Origin of the sequence: Mesorhizobium carmichaelinearum, from assembly GCF_900199455.1 — a bacterium.
GTDB classification, from domain to species: Bacteria; Pseudomonadota; Alphaproteobacteria; order Rhizobiales; family Rhizobiaceae; genus Mesorhizobium; species Mesorhizobium carmichaelinearum.
In genome coordinates this window covers 224,008-238,930 of sequence record NZ_FZQR01000002.1, presented here as the reverse complement: position 1 = coordinate 238,930, position 14,923 = coordinate 224,008, and the positions used below count along the sequence as shown (strand labels likewise).

The window sequence follows — 14,923 nt, the reverse complement described above, 5'->3', positions numbered from 1 at the left end:
TATCTGCGAGCCGGCCATTCGAGCCGGCTTACAGTCATATGACGATGATCTCTCCGTGGCAAAAGGGACATGTTCCCCCAACCCAACGGAGGCTTCCATGAATTCCGATCACGAAATCGAAGTGACTGAAGAAACCTCGGCAGCCGCCGAGGCGATTGAATCCGCTTCCGAAACCGATCACGACGCCGCTGCCGCGGTCGAAGCCGCCGATCACTCTGACGACGAGGACGGCGACGAAGAAGAAGGCGACGACGAAGACGGCGAAGAGTCTGACGAGGACGCCGAAGCCGCCACGGCCTCGGGCGATGACAATGAAGACGAAGATGAGGACGAAGACGACGCCGATGACGCCGTGAAGGCGGAAGGCGATGAGGCCGAAAGCGAAGAAGAATCCGAAGACGGCGAGTCCGAAGAAGACGACGACAAGGAAGAAGCGGCCTGAGATTTCAATCCGGTCTGTCGAGAAGAGGGGGCGGCGCATCAGCGCCGCCTTTTTTTGTCCACGGTCCCGGATGCTGACTTTGTCAGTCCTCCAGGATGCTGACGCGCACGCTGTTTTCGTAGACGTCGACCTGGATCAGCGGTTCGCCATTGACGATGGCGCGCTTGGTCGAGGAACTCATCGCGCCGGGACGCTCCAGCATGCGCTGCAGGTCGGCGCGCGCGTCGTTGGTCGTGAACCACTCATCGCCCTGGTCGTCTCTGTCGCGGCGATGGAATTTGTGCCAGTTGGCGCGGTCCTGCCGCACCATTTGCGCGGCGCTGTCCAGCGCATAGCCGTCGCTCGCCTGATGATCGCGATCGGAAATGCGCGCGACATAGGACCCCAGCATGTCATCGGCTTGCGCCGCACTGGCCCCCAGCAGCGACGCCAGCAGAAGCCCGGCCACGGTAATGGTCTTGGATAGTCTCATGATCAACCCCCTTTGAAACGACGAAGCCCGTCTGCCAGAGCCGCCCCTTTGCCTGAATCACTTGGCCAAATTCGGGCGGCGGCGTCCAGTAAGATGTGCCGCCCGAGCTCGTGCGGCAATGGTGCGCCGGGCGGCGTCAAGCTGTCAACGATCTGGCCAGTCCGGCCGTTCGCCGGCCGCTACTTGACCTTGCCGACGCCGGAAGCGGGCATGGTTGATGCGGCCGGTTTCTTCTGCGTGTTCGATGCCGGAGCGGCCGAGGCGGTCGCCTTGGCTGGAGTAGGAGCAGGGGTGGTGGTCGCGGCCGGCGCCTTGCCTTGGGCCGGTGCCTTGCCTTGCACCGGTGTCGAGAAGTCGCCGCCGACGACGCCGCCGCGAATGATCATCGGGCCTGGCATGAAACCGTGCCGTGCCTCGGGCGCGTTAGGGATCGCCGCCACCTTCTCATAGGTGACATCGGGCTCGCCGAGCGCAACGACGGACACCACATCGCTTGCCTTCGTGTCGTCCGCCTTCAGGATCAGGATGGAGGGCGTTGTGGCCGGCGCGCCGGGAAAGGCCAGGGACGAGGCCTGAGCTCCACCGCTCAACGCAGCCAGGGTGAGACCCAGCAGGATACGCACAGACACGATGACCACTCCCCTTCGCCCAAGCCCGAATGGTAGTCGACCGGAATTGATGCCGGCTTTCGCGGAAACGTAGCATTTTAGGGATTGATAAATCGCCAAGGCCTCTCTTGCCGAACAGCGACTTGCCCAACAGCCGCCATCGTACTACGCAGCCGGCATCTGCGAGGTGACGAGAGTGGCTGAGATACTTGCCGCCGGCGAGGCGTTGGAGCGGGCACTGGCGCTGCTCGAAAGCGGCGATGTCGTCGCCATCCCGACGGAGACCGTCTACGGGCTTGCCGGCGACGCCACCAACGGCATCGGCGTGGCGCGTATCTTCGAAGCCAAGGGCCGGCCGCGTTTCAATCCGCTGATCGCCCATGTCGCCGACATGGCGATGGCCGAGCGCATCGCAGTGTTCGATCCGTTGTCGAAGAGACTGGCAGAGGCGTTCTGGCCGGGTCCGCTGACGCTGGTGCTGCCGCAGCGGCCCGGCAACGGCATCCATCCGCTGGTCACGGCCGGGCTCGACACGATCGCTCTGCGCATGCCGAGGGGCTTTGGCGGCGATCTCATCGCAAAACTCGGCCGGCCGCTTGCCGCACCCAGCGCCAATTCATCCGGCAGGATCAGCGCGACGACGGCGCAAGCGGTGGCGGACGATCTCGGCGCGCGCATCAAGCTGGTGGTGGACGGCGGTGCGACGCCGGTCGGGCTGGAATCGACCATCGTCAAGGCCGAAGGGGAGAGGCTGCGTCTGCTCCGGCCCGGCGGCATCGCCGCCGAAGAGATCGAGGCGGCCCTCGGCATGGCTCTGTTGCGCGGCGGTGCTGCCGGCGTCGAGGCGCCGGGCATGCTCGCTTCGCATTATGCGCCGGGTGCCGCGATGCGGCTGAATGCTGGAGCGGTTGGCAAAGACGAAGCCTTGCTTGGCTTCGGCGGTCAGCGTGCTGAAGGCTGGCGTCATGCAGCCGCCTTCCTCAATTTGTCCATATCAGGCGATCTGCGCGAAGCCGCGAGCAATCTTTTCGCCTATATGCAGGAACTCGACCGCAGTGGTGCGCGCACCATCGCGGTGGAGAATATTCCTTTCGACGGGCTTGGCGAGGCCATCAACGACCGGCTCTCGCGCGCCGCCGCCCCTCGTGACAACACTGAGCCCACACCGTAGTTTTCCCGCATGACCGAAATTTCAGCAAAACTTGACCCCGCTCTCATCGATCGCTTCGCGGCGATTGTCGGCGACAAATACGCGCTGCGCGACGAGCAGGACATCGCGCCTTACCTTATCGAGCGGCGCGGGCTCTGGCATGGCGTGACGTCGCTGGTGCTGCGGCCGGGCAGCGTCGACGAGGTCAGCCGCATCATGCGCTTGGCGACCGAGACGGGAACGCCGATCGTGCCACAAAGCGGCAACACCGGTCTTGTCGGCGCCCAGGTGCCGGACAAATCCGGCCGCGAGGTCATCCTGTCCTTGTCGCGGCTGAACCGCATCCGCGAGATCGATGTCCTGTCGAATACGGTGACGGTCGAGGCCGGCGTCATCCTGCAGACACTGCAGGAAGCGGCCGATGCCGCCGACCGGCTTTTTCCGCTGTCGCTCGCAGCACAAGGCTCCTGCCAGATCGGCGGCAACCTCTCCTCCAATGCCGGCGGCACCGGCGTGCTGGCCTATGGCAACGCGCGCGAACTCTGCCTCGGCGTCGAAGTGGTGCTGCCGACAGGCGAGGTCTTCGACGATCTGCGCAAGCTGAAGAAGGACAACACCGGCTACGATCTGAAGAACCTGTTCGTCGGCGCCGAAGGCACGCTCGGCATCATCACTGCCGCTGTCTTGAAACTTTTCCCGAGGCCGAAGGGCAGGGAGGTCGCCTTTGCCGGCATGTCGTCGCCCAAGGCGGCGCTGTCGCTCTTTACCTTGGCGATGGACCGGGCCGGCGCCTCGCTCACCGCTTTCGAGCTGATCGGCAAAAGGCCTTACGACTTCACGCTGAAGCATGGACAAGGCATCACGCGGCCGCTGGCCGATGATTGGCCTTGGTATGTGCTGATGCAGGTCTCTTCAGGACGTTCCGAGGAAGACGGCAGGGCGCTGATCGAGGAGATCCTGGCCGAAGCGCTCGAGCAAGGCATCATCGGCGACGCAGTGGTCTCGGCAAGCCTTGCCCAGGGCGATGCCTTCTGGAATTTCCGCGAGACGCTGCCAGAGTGCCAGAAGCCCGAGGGCGCTTCGATCAAGCACGACATCTCGGTGCCGACAGCCGCGATCCCGGAGTTCATCGACAAGGCGGCCGGCGTGGTGGAAGGGGTCTGCCCCGGCGCGCGCGTGGTCTGCTTCGGCCACATGGGCGACGGCAATCTGCATTACAACATCTCGCGCCCCGTGGACTGGCAGGATGAGGCGTTCCTCGCCCTCTACCATCCCATGAACCATGCCGTGCACGATGTCGTGCGGTCTTTCCACGGTTCGATCTCGGCCGAGCACGGTATCGGCCAGTTGAAGCGTGACGAACTGATCGCCACCGCACCGCCGATGGCCATCGATCTGATGCGCCGGGTGAAAGCCGCCTTCGATCCAGCCGGTATCATGAATCCCGGTAAGGTTATCTGATCCTTTCAACATCTAGTGGTCGGTGGCATTCCGATAACCATCCCTGAGATCAGCAAAATTTAACCGACTTTCTTAAGCGCGGCGGTAAGGAGCCCACGCTACTGTTTCCCCATAACGAGGCCGGGAAAACTGGCCCGGAGAGAACCGGACACCGGCTCTCAGGAGACAGACAGGAAGGCACTCTATGAACACCGGACTGAAGCCAGTCTGGGCGGGACGCAACATGCGCCTCGACCCATTCCGACTGCCCCAGATGGTCAGCTACGCCACGCGCGACGACTACGGCGACGTGACGTTTACCATCGACCACCGTGGCGCCGTGATCCGCCGCATGCTCGAGATGAGCGGCGTGCCGGCGATCATCGCCCTGCCGGCCAATGCGTTCCGCGGCGTTGCCGCCCGCGCAATGGAGGATCCGGAAGGCAATGTCACGGTAACCCTGGAACTCCTGCACAACGATCCGATGCTGTCGGTGCCGCTTTTGGTGGCCGACGATCTCGACGATGTCGCCGCCGACTGGCGCGCCTGGGCCGATGCCTATCGCCTGCCGATGCTGTTGATCGAATCGGACGGCGTCGCCCGTACGCTGGAAGAATCGCTCGGTGCCGCCATCAAGACGCTGCCGCCGCAGGATCGCCGCAAGGGCCGCGTTTCGCACACGCGCCGCCCGCGCTTCCTCGCCCGCCGCAGGGCCGGCAATCTCGGTCTCAGGCTGGTCATCGACGGCCAGGAGATCATTTCTCGCGATTAGCCTTCTTCTCCCCGTCACTATACGGGGGGTTGAGGAGCGGTCCGCGAAGCGGACGAAAAGCCAACTGCTTGGCTTTTCGAGTGACGAACGCCCGGCAGGGCGATGAGGGGCAGCGCCGACCTAAGTGTTTGGCCACCTTAAGACTTAATTGAGTGTGCGCTGGGTCGCCGCTGAACCTCTCGCCTCGCCTCCAAGGTCGGCGCTGCCCCTCATCCGGCTGCCGCCACCTTTGTAACTTGCTGCGTGCCGACTCTGCTATTGATGCATGTGCGGTGGCGGGCGGAAGGCCGAACCATCTTTGGGCCCTTGAGCCCGCGGGAGAGCTTGGGTCTTCGTCCGCCGTTCCATCGAACCCGAACAGTCGCCTGGGCCGCAAGCGAAGCCCGATTAGGCAAGGATGGGACAGGATGGAAATCATCGTTGGCATCGACGTTTCGAAAGACCGCCTCGACGTGCATATCGCGCCGTCCGCAGAGGCTTTCTGGCTGGGCAATGACCACGCCGGGGTAGAGGACCTGGTTCGACGGCTGGCAGCCCTTTCCCCTACCGCTATCGGGCTGGAGGCAACTGGGGGCTTCGAGAATCTGGCGGTGGCTGCTTTGGCTGGCGCTGGCTTGGCGATTGTCGTGGTCAATCCAGCGCAAGTGCGCGCCTATGCCAATGCACTTGGCAAGCGGGCCAAGACCGATCCTCTCGATGCGGCTGTCATCGCGGCCTTCGTCGCCGCGACCAAGCCGGAATTGCGGCCTTTGCGTGATGCCGAGACCAGAACCTTGGCCGATCTCGTCGCCCGCCGGCGTCAGATTGTGCAGATGATAGTGGCCGAGGAGAACCGTGCGCGCACTGTCACCGCCAAACAGGCGCACAAAAGCATCAAGCGCCTGCTCGCCGCACTGCGGCGCGAACTGGCAAGCCTTGATGCCGACATGGATGATCATATCCGCAAGTCTCCAGTCTGGCGGGTCAGGGAAAAGCTGCTTTCCTCGGTGCCAGGCATCGGCCCCGTCGTTGCCCGTACCATGATCGCTGAAATGTCAGAGCTCGGCAGTCTCGACCGCCGCCAGATCGCCGCGCTCGCCGGCCTCGCGCCATGGACAAGGCAGTCCGGCAAATGGCGGGGCAAGAGCTTCATTGGCGGCGGCAGGAGTCGCGTACGCGCCGTCCTGTTCATGGCTGCCCTCGTCGCCATACGTCACAACCCTGTGCTCAAAGCCTTCCGTGACCGCCTCGTCGAAGCTGGCAAACCCAAGATCGTCGCCGTCGTCGCCACAATGCGAAAGCTGCTCACAATACTCAACGCAATGATCCGGGACCAAAAACCATGGCAAGCCGCTTGACTGCCAAGACAGTCGCTCTCCCCGTAAAGTGACGGGGAGAAGGAAGGCTAGACCAGCGGCTTCAGTGCCACCCACAGCGCGCCGCCGATCAGGCCGAGGAAGATCAGCCAGCCGACCTGGTTGTTCGACCGGAACAGTCTAAGGCATTGGTCCGGATCGTTGATGTCCAGCACCGCGATCTGACGCGCCATGTGGGCGCCGGCGGCGATCAATCCGGCCAGCGCCACCACTGGCGCCTGCGCCGAGGCGAAGGCGATGGCGAAGCAGATCAGCGTGCCGCCATAAAGTCCGACCAGCCACGCCTTGGTGTTGTCGCCGAACAGCCGTGCCGTCGACCGGACGCCGACGATGGCATCGTCTTCCTTGTCCTGATGCGCGTAGATCGTATCGTAGCCGATCACCCACAGGATCGAGCCGATATAGAGCATGATGGCGGGGCCATCGAGATCGCCGAACTCGACCGCCCATCCCATCAGCGCACCCCAGGAAAAGGCAAGGCCGAGAAACAGTTGCGGCCAGTTGGTTATCCGCTTCATGAATGGATAGATGGCGACGATCGCCAGCGAGCAGATGCCGAGCAGGATGGCGAAGCTGTTGAACTGCAGGAGCACCACCAGGCCGACCAGGGCTTGCAGCACAAGAAACAGCCAGGCCCGCCGGCGCGTGGTCTGGCCCGACGGCAGTGGGCGCGAGCGGGTGCGTTCGACCTGGTTGTCGACGTTCTCGTCGACGATGTCGTTGTAGGTGCAGCCGGCGCCGCGCATGGCGATGGCACCGGCCAGGAACAGCACGAGATACAATGGCGCCGGCAGCAGCGAGAGCAGCGGGTCGCCGGGGCGGGGATAGGCACTCGCTGCGAGCGCCGCCGACCACCAGCATGGCCACAAAAGCAACTGCCAGCCTATCGGCCTGTCCCACCGCGCAAGCTGCGCATAGGGCCAAATCGCGCGCGGCAGCACGCGGTAGACCCAATGGCCATTCGGTGCATCGGCGACACGGCCCTGGGCCACTTTCGACTGGATAGGTTCCATATCCATGGAGTGGCAGCAGCCGCGGAAACCGTCAAGCGGCAAGCGGATGCGGGGCTGCTGCCGACCCCTCAAGAGGTGAAGATGTCGCGCGTGGAAAACCAGTCTTTCGCCGTCTCGACGAATGCGAGCGCTGCGTTCGACACGCGCTGATGCGTGTCATAGGTGAGGATGATGCGCTGCATCGGCAGCGGATCCGACAGCGGCTTGCAGATCAGCTGCAGCCCGTCATAACTGCGGTCGCCATGTGGCCGGGTGTAACTGACGGCGACGCCAAACCCGTTCGCCACCATGCTGCGCTGGAGTTCGAATGAACTTGTCGCCCTGTCGGCCACCGGTGAGAGACCGCGGCTGCGGAACAGGTCGAGCATGTGCTGCCAGCTCTGCGGCTGGTCCGTCGTGATCAGCGGATAGGCGGCCAGATCGGCCAGACTGACCTCGGGACGGTCCGCCAGCGCATGGCCAGCCGGCAACAGCGCATGTGGCCGCAGCTCGTGCAGCAGGATGCGGGCGAAATGCGACGGCAGGCCGAGATCGTAGCTAAGGCCAAGATCGATGGCGGCGTCCGCCAGACGCCGCCTGAGCGTCTCGAACGTCTCGTCGCGAACGATGACAGCGACGTCTGGATGGCGCTCGGAGAAGGCCCGGATCAGACCCGGCGCGAAATAGGGCGCCAGATCCTCGAAACATCCAAGCACCAGCTCGCCGCCGACGGCTGAATTGCCCGCCCCCAGGCTCATCAGTTCATCCGTCTCGGCAAGAACCTGTTTAGCCTTGGCCACGACGACGCGGCCGAAGGAGGTCAGCGAAACGCCGCTTCCACGCTGGCGCACGAACAGTTTCTGGCCGAAATCCTTTTCGATTGCGTCGATCGCCACCGAAATCGAGGGCTGCGAAATGTTCAGCGCCCTGGCCGCGCCAGTGACGCTGCCGTGGCGGGCGACCGCAACAAGATAACGCAATTGCGTGAGGCTCAGGCTCATAGTTTTGTTCTATGTGTCAGATGATAAGTTATTATTTTACTGAATGAATGCGGATTGCGATAGTCGTCCCGATCCTGAAAGGAGGACACTATGGCTTCCCAGACTGCTACCCGTGCAATCAAAACCGACATCATCGACGCGGATACAATCGCCGACTACCAGCGCGATGGCGCCGTTTGCATCCGCGGCGCTTTCAGGGGCTGGGTCGACACGATCGCCGCCGGCATCGAGCGCAACATTGAAAACCGCAGCGCCACGGCGTCCGACATCGCCAATGGCAAGGGCAGTTTCTTCGACGATTACTGCAACTGGGAGCGCATTCCTGAATTCGTCGAGGTGGTGCGGAAGTCGCCGGCCGCCGAACTCGCGGCGGCGGTGATGCAATCGCGCACCGCGCAGTTCTTTCACGATCATGTTCTGGTCAAGGAGCCGGGCACGCAGAAGCCGACGCCCTGGCATCAGGACATTCCCTATTACTTCGTCGATGGCCAGCAGACAGTCAGCTTCTGGATCCCCATCGACCCGGTGAAGGAGGCGACACTGCGGCTGATCGCCGGCTCGCACAAATGGGACAAGATGATCCTGCCGGTGCGCTGGCTCGACGACGGCAATTTCTATGCTGGCGAGGGCGACTATCTGCCGGTGCCGGATCCCGACAACGATCCGTCGTTGAAGGTGCTCGAATGGGAGATGGAGCCGGGCGACGCCATCCTGTTCGACTTCAGGACCGCGCATGGTGCGCGCGGCAATCTGACCGCGGCACGGCGCCGGGCGCTGTCGCTGCGCTGGGTCGGCGACGATGCCCATTATGTCGAGCGGCCGGGCCGCACCTCGCCACCCTATCATGGCCATGGCATGCGGCCGGGCCAGAAATTGCGCGAGGACTGGTTCCCGGTCGTTTTCCCCGCCTAATCGAATTGCCAGAAAATCGGCGGCGATGACCGTCGCCGATTTTCGGCTGGGATAACGTTCCCGTGCGCAATTTCGATCAAAACACCCTGATGCCTTGACCCGTCGCCCGGAGAGCAATAGCGGGTGCTCTCCAGGGTTTGCATCAAGAGGTGGCCATGAACGTTCTTCTTCTGGGCTCCGGCGGCCGCGAACATGCGCTTGCCTGGAAGCTTGCCGCCTCACCGCTGCTGACCAAGCTCTACGCGGCCCCAGGCAATCCTGGCATTGCCGCCGAGGCAGAACTGGTGAAGCTCGACATCATCGATCACGCTGCCGTTGCCACCTTCTGCCGGGAGAAAAAGATCGACCTCGTGGTCGTCGGTCCGGAAGGGCCACTGGTCGCCGGCATCGCGGATGATCTGCGTGCCGAAGACATCCGAGTCTTCGGCCCTTCGAAGGCCGCCGCGCGGCTGGAAGGTTCTAAGGGTTTCACCAAGGACCTCTGTGCCCGATACGACATCCCGACCGCCGCCTATGGCCGTTTCGGTGACCTGGCCTCCGCCAAGGCCTATGTCGAAAGGACGGGAGCGCCGATTGTCATCAAGGCCGATGGGCTCGCCGCCGGCAAGGGCGTCACCGTCGCCATGACGCTGGACGAGGCGCAGGCGGCCCTCGACGCCTGTTTTGAAGGGTCCTTTGGTGCCGCCGGCGCGGAAGTGGTGGTCGAGGAATTCATGACCGGCGAGGAGGCGAGTTTCTTCTGCCTCTGCGACGGCACGACAGCACTTCCCTTCGGCACGGCGCAGGACCACAAGCGTGTCGGCGACGGTGACACCGGCCCCAACACCGGCGGCATGGGCGCCTATTCGCCCGCGCCGGTGATGACGCCGGAAATGATCGAGCGCACCATGCGCGAAATCATCGAGCCGACCATGCGCGGCATGGCCGAACTTGGCGCGCCCTTCGCCGGCATTCTCTTCGCCGGGCTGATGATCACGGACAAGGGGCCGAAGCTGATCGAATACAACACCCGCTTCGGCGATCCCGAGTGCCAGGTGCTGATGATGCGGCTGAAGGACGATCTGCTGGTGCTGCTCAATGCAGCAGTGGACGGTCAGCTGGCGCACACGTCCATACGCTGGCGCGACGAGGCGGCGCTCACCGTGGTGATGGCGGCGCGGGGCTATCCCGGCACGCCGGAAAAGGGTTCGGTCATCCGCGGCGTCGAGGACGCGGCGGGCGAAGGCGTCCAGATCTTCCACGCCGGCACCGCCATCAATGGCGGCGCGCTGGTCGCCAATGGCGGCCGTGTCCTCAATGTCACCGCGACCGGCGCCACGGTCGGCGAGGCGCAGAAGCGGGCTTATGCCGCGCTCGACCGGATCGATTGGCCGGACGGATTCTGCCGCCGCGACATCGGCTGGCAGGCTGTGGCGCGCGAGCGGGCGAGCTGAGATTTTGGAACGGCGGCTTACGGCTGACCGCGATCGATTTCGGTCGAGCCGGTGCTGACGGGGTCGGCAGCGGCGAAGGCGGCGTCCAACTGCTCGGGCGAGCGTTGCCCGGTCCGCTTCCAGGCGACATATTGCACGATGCCGAAGCCCGGCCTGCGCGGCACCGTCTTCACCACAGGCATACGGAACCCGTCGCGGAATTTGGACCAGCGCGAGCCGAGCACCGCGACCATTTCCTCGAAGGTCGGCGGCGTTGCCACATCGGCATAGATGAGGGTGGTCTTGCCGGCGAGCGCTGCCTCGCGTGACAGCGGCACCGGCACGCTGGCAAGATAGTCGGATGGCACATCGATCAGCCCGCCAAAGGGCCATTGCTGGCGCAGTGTGGCGGCATCCGTCGGCGCGACGTTGACGTCGATATCGTTAGGCGTGCCGGCAACCCTGTAGGGGCAACGGAAACGGCCGCAATTGGCCTGCGCCGAGAATTGCCAGAGTGCGTAGCTCCGCCAGTTGCCCATCGGAAAATGCACGTCGATGTCAGGCTTGTAGCGTGCGTACCAAAGCGGTAGCCGCGACAGGAGCCGGTATTTGTAGCGGTTGTCGGCGATATACTGGGCGGTCTTGCCGTTGGTGTAGAGCACCGGGAAGCGGCCGACGCGCCGATGCACCTGGCGCACGAACTCCTCGGCATCGTCGAGCGACATCCATTGCAAGGGATCGATGCCCTCGATGTCGAGAACCATGAGATCGTCCGGCGCGGGGTCGGCGAAGTCGAGAAAATTGTTGGCCTGCTCTACCGGATTGCCGGGACGAGCGAGATGATAGGCGCCCCATTTCAGGCCGAGTGCCTTGGCCACGACCCGGCGCGTCTGGAACAGTTCGCGCGTCACCGCATGGCGCTTCCACAACGCTTTGCAGAGCTTCACGTCGGTGTCGCTGCCGAAACAGAAATAGGGCGGCGGCATGCCGTCGGAAGCCTTGTTGATGAAGGCGACGATGCGCTTGTCGGTGGCAAGCTGCGCCCAGTCGATGGAATTGTATTCGTAGGCGTCGACGACCAAAGCGCGGTCGGCACTCTTCCACGGCTCGGAAAAGTCCGAGGCCTTGGCCGCCGATATCAGCGCCATCATCGCCGCGAGAGCGATCGCTGAGCGGCGAAGAAGATGCGCCGGCGTTTTCAAACAGGGGGTCCCCGTTGATCAAACACCGATGGTGAACCGGTATGGTTAAGGAAATGCTTCGAGGCAATGCGTCAGCCGAACAGCTTCAATGCCGTTGCTACTGACAGGAACATCGACAACGGGCGGCCTTGAAATGGCGTGAAACCATGCTTGCGATAAAAAGCGGCAGCCTTGTCGTCCTTAGCGTCGACGATCAGTGCGAAGGAGGCGGGAGCAGCTTGGGCGCAGCGCCGAAGCGCATCCACGACAAGTATCGATCCAACTCGTAGTCCTTGATATCGGGTATCGACCGCCAACCTCCCGATCAATATGGCGGGCAGAACTGGATAGCGCGGTAGGCGTTTTGTCAGGTCGTCCGGCAGAGAAGCGATGGGCACACTCGATGCTGCAAGAGTGTAATATCCGGCAATCAGATCGACATTACGGTCTGCAGCGACGAAGCAGTTGCTGATTCGGCGTTTGACGTCCTGGCTCGCCTGCTCGCGCAGATAATGGTCGAGTGCCACCACGCCACAGCTGAATGCCTTACGATCATGCGACCCGCCCAGCGGCTCGATGATCAGGTCGAGACTCACCGGGATTCGGTGACAAGTCGCTTGTAGGCGTCGGCGGCTTTGCGCAGCGCTTCATTGGGTTCGGGCGGATTGAGAATGGCCTCTACCAGAGCGCGCTGATCCTCGATGGAAAGGCGGATGATAGCGGTTTCCTCAATGGTGCGTTGTGCAGCTTCCTGCGCTGCGGAGACCACGAAGTCGCTGACGCTGCGGCCCTGGATTTCGGCGGCACGTTTCACCACGCTCAGCATATCCGGTGAGATCCGAGCTTCGAGACGGGCGGTACGGGTCTGTTGGTTTGGCATCGCTATCACCTCTAGCGCAATATGTACGGTCTTTGCCCGTACATATCAAGCGCCGCGCTCACCGCCGGCTGAACGGCTGAAACTCAAACGGATCCGGCGCGGGCTCTTGCTGCAGCGTGCCTTCGGCGGCGCGCTTGCGGTGGTGGGCGAGCGAACATTGCGGCGAGCACAATATGCCGCGATCCGACCAGTAGGCGGCGCCGTGTTCCAGCTGGCCGCCATGATGCCAGAACCCCGTTGCTCGGTAAGGCAAGCCGCATTCGATGCAGCGATAGGCGTCGGGTCTGGCGAGCATGGGCTGGTTCCGGTCGGCTGGTTCTGGTCTGTCGCCGGTCGACTTGATGCGGCGTCGTTCGAATTTAATACAGGCCGGCGCGATTGCAAAATCCGCGTGACAAAATTTGACGTTTACGTAAAAAGAAGATGGGAGACCGCCCAAAGGCGGATGGTTTTGCGGCAGCTCCGGCTCTAGGGTCGGCGAGGCCGATGCATCAGGAGGATCGAGCGGCATGTATCGGGCACCGGTCGAGGATATCGCATTCACGCTGAAGCACGTTGCCGGCATGAAATCCGCTCTCGATGCCGGCACCTTCGGCGATCTAGGCGAGGATCTGGTCGATGCTGTCCTTGGCGAGGCCGGCCGTTTCGCCACCGAGGAGGTGGCGCCGCTCTACAAGATCGGTGACGAGCACGGTACCGTGTTGAAAGACGCCGCCGTCACCACGCCACCTGGCTGGAAAGACCTCTATCGCCGCTGGATCGATGGCGGCTGGAACGCGCTGTCCGGGCCGGAAGAGTATGGCGGCCAGGCGCTGCCGACCATGCTCGGTGTCGCCGCGCTCGAAATGTGGAACTCGGCCGCCATGGCCTTCGGCATCGGCCCGACGCTGACCATGGGCGCGGTCGAAGCGCTCGACAAGCACGCCTCCGAAGCGCTCAAGGCCAAGTATCTCGCCAAGCTCGTCTCGGGCGAATGGATGGGCACGATGAACCTGACCGAGCCGCAGGCCGGGTCCGATCTCGCCGCCTTGCGCAGCCGCGCCGAGCCCGCCGGCGACGGCACTTACCGCATTTTCGGCCAGAAGATCTTCATCACCTATGGCGAGCACGATTTCACCGACAACATCATCCATCTGGTGCTGGCGCGGCTGCCGGATGCTCCCGCCGGCACACGCGGCATTTCGCTGTTCCTGGTGCCGAAGTTCTTCGTCAACGACGATGGCTCGCTCGGCGCCCGCAACGATGTCTTCTGTTCCGGCCTCGAGCACAAGCTAGGCATCCATGCCTCGCCGACCTGCACCATGATCTATGGCGACGGTTTCCTGGGCACCAGGCCCGGCGCCATCGGCTGGCTGATCGGCGAGGAGAACAAGGGCCTCGCCTGCATGTTCACCATGATGAATAATGCGCGGCTTTGCGTCGGCATGCAGGGTGTCGCGGTCGCGGAAGCCGCCACCCAGAAAGCAATCGCCTACGCCAATGAGCGGCGCCAGGGCAAGGCGGCGAGTTACGCCGGCGCCGGCATGGCGCCGATCGTCCATCACCCCGACGTGCAGCGCAATCTGCTCACCATGAAGGCGCTGACGCAGACGGCGCGGGCGATCAGCTATTCCTGCGCCCACGCCATCGACATGGCACGGGTCTCGGAGGGTGATCAGGCAGCGCATTGGCGCGACCGCGCCAATCTTTTGACACCGCTGGCCAAGGCATTTTCGACCGATGTCGGCGTCGACGTCGCCTCTCTGGGGGTCCAGGTGCATGGCGGCATGGGCTTCATCGAGGAGACTGGCGCTGCGGCCTTCTACCGCGACGCTCGCATCGCGCCGATCTACGAGGGCACCAACGGCATCCAGGCGATCGACCTGGTCACCCGCAAGCTGCCGCTCGGCGACGGCAAACATGTGCATGGCTTCATCGGCGAATTGGCTGCCGTCGCCAACGCCGTGCGCACCTCCAACCTGCAAGGTTTTGGCCGCACCGCCGATGCGCTCGACGCAGCGCTTGCCGATTTGACGCAAGCGACGCGTTTCCTGCAGAAACTGTCGGCCGACGGCCGGATGGAAGAGGCGCTGGCGGGTGCGACGCCGTATCTGCGGCTGATCTCGCTTGCCGCCGGCGGAGCCTATCTGGCGCGAGGCGCGCTGGCTGACCAGGGCCGCATCGCCCTTTGCCGCTTCTTCGCCGAGAACCTGCTTGGCGAGGCACGCACCTTGAAGGAACGCGTCATCGACGGCGCGGAGAGCCTCGCTGCCGCCGGCAAGTCGCTGATATCAGGCTGAATTCTTACAGCGCTCACCAGGGAAAAA

Annotated in this window: 16 protein-coding genes; 8 read left to right on the top strand and 8 right to left on the bottom strand. The window is 63.6% G+C overall.

Annotated elements, in window-relative coordinates; translation table 11 throughout:
• The first annotated feature begins 97 nt into the window (after nucleotides 1-97).
• Nucleotides 98-442 (top strand): ATPase, encoded by a 345-nt coding sequence (locus CKW40_RS04445; RefSeq protein WP_095198717.1) that lies wholly within the window; start codon nucleotides 98-100, stop codon nucleotides 440-442.
• Nucleotides 443-524: 82 nt separating this feature from the next.
• On the opposite strand, the gene CKW40_RS04440 is transcribed toward CKW40_RS04445, so the two are convergent.
• Nucleotides 525-914 carry a hypothetical protein gene (locus CKW40_RS04440; RefSeq protein WP_095199135.1) on the bottom strand — a complete coding sequence of 130 codons (390 nt, stop codon included), beginning with the start codon at nucleotides 912-914 and terminating at the stop codon, nucleotides 525-527.
• A gap of 179 nt (nucleotides 915-1,093) precedes the next feature.
• Nucleotides 1,094-1,543 (bottom strand): hypothetical protein, encoded by a 450-nt coding sequence (locus tag CKW40_RS04435; RefSeq protein WP_095199134.1) that lies wholly within the window; start codon nucleotides 1,541-1,543, stop codon nucleotides 1,094-1,096.
• Nucleotides 1,544-1,718: 175 nt separating this feature from the next.
• Between CKW40_RS04435 and CKW40_RS04430 the strand changes: the two genes are divergently transcribed.
• The 4 genes from CKW40_RS04430 to CKW40_RS04415 all read left to right on the top strand — a co-directional run bounded on the left by CKW40_RS04430 (nucleotide 1,719) and on the right by CKW40_RS04415 (nucleotide 6,221).
• Nucleotides 1,719-2,693: an L-threonylcarbamoyladenylate synthase gene (locus tag CKW40_RS04430; RefSeq protein ID WP_179297831.1), complete on the top strand. Its 975-nt coding sequence runs from the start codon at nucleotides 1,719-1,721 to the stop codon at nucleotides 2,691-2,693.
• A gap of 9 nt (nucleotides 2,694-2,702) precedes the next feature.
• Complete coding sequence (locus CKW40_RS04425) at nucleotides 2,703-4,133, top strand: FAD-binding oxidoreductase (RefSeq protein ID WP_095198715.1); 1,431 nt, start codon at nucleotides 2,703-2,705, stop codon at nucleotides 4,131-4,133.
• Between the two features lie 184 nt (nucleotides 4,134-4,317).
• Nucleotides 4,318-4,884 carry a DUF6101 family protein gene (locus tag CKW40_RS04420; protein ID WP_095198714.1) on the top strand — a complete coding sequence of 189 codons (567 nt, stop codon included), beginning with the start codon at nucleotides 4,318-4,320 and terminating at the stop codon, nucleotides 4,882-4,884.
• Between the two features lie 407 nt (nucleotides 4,885-5,291).
• Nucleotides 5,292-6,221, top strand: a complete 930-nt coding sequence (locus tag CKW40_RS04415) for an IS110 family RNA-guided transposase (RefSeq protein ID WP_095198713.1) — start codon at nucleotides 5,292-5,294, stop codon at nucleotides 6,219-6,221.
• A 47-nt stretch (nucleotides 6,222-6,268) separates the two neighbouring features.
• Here CKW40_RS04415 and ubiA read toward each other — a convergent pair whose 3' ends face one another.
• Entirely contained in the window at nucleotides 6,269-7,252 is a 984-nt protein-coding gene (gene ubiA / locus CKW40_RS04410; RefSeq protein WP_179297851.1) for a 4-hydroxybenzoate octaprenyltransferase, read from the bottom strand.
• 68 nt (nucleotides 7,253-7,320) lie between these two features.
• Nucleotides 7,321-8,232, bottom strand: coding sequence for a LysR family transcriptional regulator (locus CKW40_RS04405; protein WP_095198711.1), 912 nt, complete (start codon nucleotides 8,230-8,232; stop codon nucleotides 7,321-7,323).
• A gap of 90 nt (nucleotides 8,233-8,322) precedes the next feature.
• Between CKW40_RS04405 and CKW40_RS04400 the strand changes: the two genes are divergently transcribed.
• Together CKW40_RS04400 and purD are read left to right on the top strand one after the other, a co-directional pair.
• On the top strand, nucleotides 8,323-9,144 hold the full coding sequence (locus CKW40_RS04400; protein ID WP_095198710.1) for a phytanoyl-CoA dioxygenase family protein: 822 nt from the start codon (nucleotides 8,323-8,325) through the stop codon (nucleotides 9,142-9,144).
• A 155-nt stretch (nucleotides 9,145-9,299) separates the two neighbouring features.
• Nucleotides 9,300-10,577: a phosphoribosylamine--glycine ligase gene (purD, locus tag CKW40_RS04395; RefSeq protein WP_095198709.1), complete on the top strand. Its 1,278-nt coding sequence runs from the start codon at nucleotides 9,300-9,302 to the stop codon at nucleotides 10,575-10,577.
• 17 nt (nucleotides 10,578-10,594) lie between these two features.
• On the opposite strand, the gene CKW40_RS04390 is transcribed toward purD, so the two are convergent.
• The 4 genes from CKW40_RS04390 to CKW40_RS04375 all read right to left on the bottom strand — a co-directional run bounded on the left by CKW40_RS04390 (nucleotide 10,595) and on the right by CKW40_RS04375 (nucleotide 12,912).
• Nucleotides 10,595-11,707, bottom strand: coding sequence for a glycoside hydrolase family 25 protein (locus CKW40_RS04390; RefSeq protein WP_095199133.1), 1,113 nt, complete (start codon nucleotides 11,705-11,707; stop codon nucleotides 10,595-10,597).
• Nucleotides 11,708-11,829: 122 nt separating this feature from the next.
• Nucleotides 11,830-12,333, bottom strand: coding sequence for a GNAT family N-acetyltransferase (locus CKW40_RS04385; RefSeq protein ID WP_095198708.1), 504 nt, complete (start codon nucleotides 12,331-12,333; stop codon nucleotides 11,830-11,832).
• A complete protein-coding gene (locus CKW40_RS04380; RefSeq protein WP_095198707.1) occupies nucleotides 12,330-12,617 on the bottom strand; it encodes a type II toxin-antitoxin system TacA family antitoxin in 288 nt (95 codons plus the stop codon). Before CKW40_RS04380 ends, CKW40_RS04385 begins: the two co-directional genes overlap by 4 nt.
• Before the next feature lie 58 nt (nucleotides 12,618-12,675).
• Nucleotides 12,676-12,912 carry a hypothetical protein gene (locus CKW40_RS04375; RefSeq protein WP_064983566.1) on the bottom strand — a complete coding sequence of 79 codons (237 nt, stop codon included), beginning with the start codon at nucleotides 12,910-12,912 and terminating at the stop codon, nucleotides 12,676-12,678.
• A gap of 214 nt (nucleotides 12,913-13,126) precedes the next feature.
• Here CKW40_RS04375 and CKW40_RS04370 point away from each other — a divergent pair, with 214 nt between their 5' ends.
• Nucleotides 13,127-14,896: an acyl-CoA dehydrogenase family protein gene (locus CKW40_RS04370; protein ID WP_095198706.1), complete on the top strand. Its 1,770-nt coding sequence runs from the start codon at nucleotides 13,127-13,129 to the stop codon at nucleotides 14,894-14,896.
• The last annotated feature ends 27 nt before the right edge of the window (nucleotides 14,897-14,923 follow it).

Coding starts and splice junctions, on each gene's coding strand:
- CKW40_RS04370 (WP_095198706.1), top strand. CDS start 13,127: ATGTATCGGGCACCGGTCGAGGATATCGCATTCACGCTGAAGCACGTT.
- CKW40_RS04375 (WP_064983566.1), bottom strand. CDS start 12,912: ATGCTCGCCAGACCCGACGCCTATCGCTGCATCGAATGCGGCTTGCCT.
- CKW40_RS04400 (WP_095198710.1), top strand. CDS start 8,323: ATGGCTTCCCAGACTGCTACCCGTGCAATCAAAACCGACATCATCGAC.
- CKW40_RS04440 (WP_095199135.1), bottom strand. CDS start 914: ATGAGACTATCCAAGACCATTACCGTGGCCGGGCTTCTGCTGGCGTCG.
- CKW40_RS04405 (WP_095198711.1), bottom strand. CDS start 8,232: ATGAGCCTGAGCCTCACGCAATTGCGTTATCTTGTTGCGGTCGCCCGC.
- CKW40_RS04390 (WP_095199133.1), bottom strand. CDS start 11,707: ATGATGGCGCTGATATCGGCGGCCAAGGCCTCGGACTTTTCCGAGCCG.
- purD (WP_095198709.1), top strand. CDS start 9,300: ATGAACGTTCTTCTTCTGGGCTCCGGCGGCCGCGAACATGCGCTTGCC.
- CKW40_RS04380 (WP_095198707.1), bottom strand. CDS start 12,617: ATGCCAAACCAACAGACCCGTACCGCCCGTCTCGAAGCTCGGATCTCA.
- CKW40_RS04445 (WP_095198717.1), top strand. CDS start 98: ATGAATTCCGATCACGAAATCGAAGTGACTGAAGAAACCTCGGCAGCC.
- CKW40_RS04415 (WP_095198713.1), top strand. CDS start 5,292: ATGGAAATCATCGTTGGCATCGACGTTTCGAAAGACCGCCTCGACGTG.
- CKW40_RS04425 (WP_095198715.1), top strand. CDS start 2,703: ATGACCGAAATTTCAGCAAAACTTGACCCCGCTCTCATCGATCGCTTC.
- CKW40_RS04420 (WP_095198714.1), top strand. CDS start 4,318: ATGAACACCGGACTGAAGCCAGTCTGGGCGGGACGCAACATGCGCCTC.
- ubiA (WP_179297851.1), bottom strand. CDS start 7,252: ATGGAACCTATCCAGTCGAAAGTGGCCCAGGGCCGTGTCGCCGATGCA.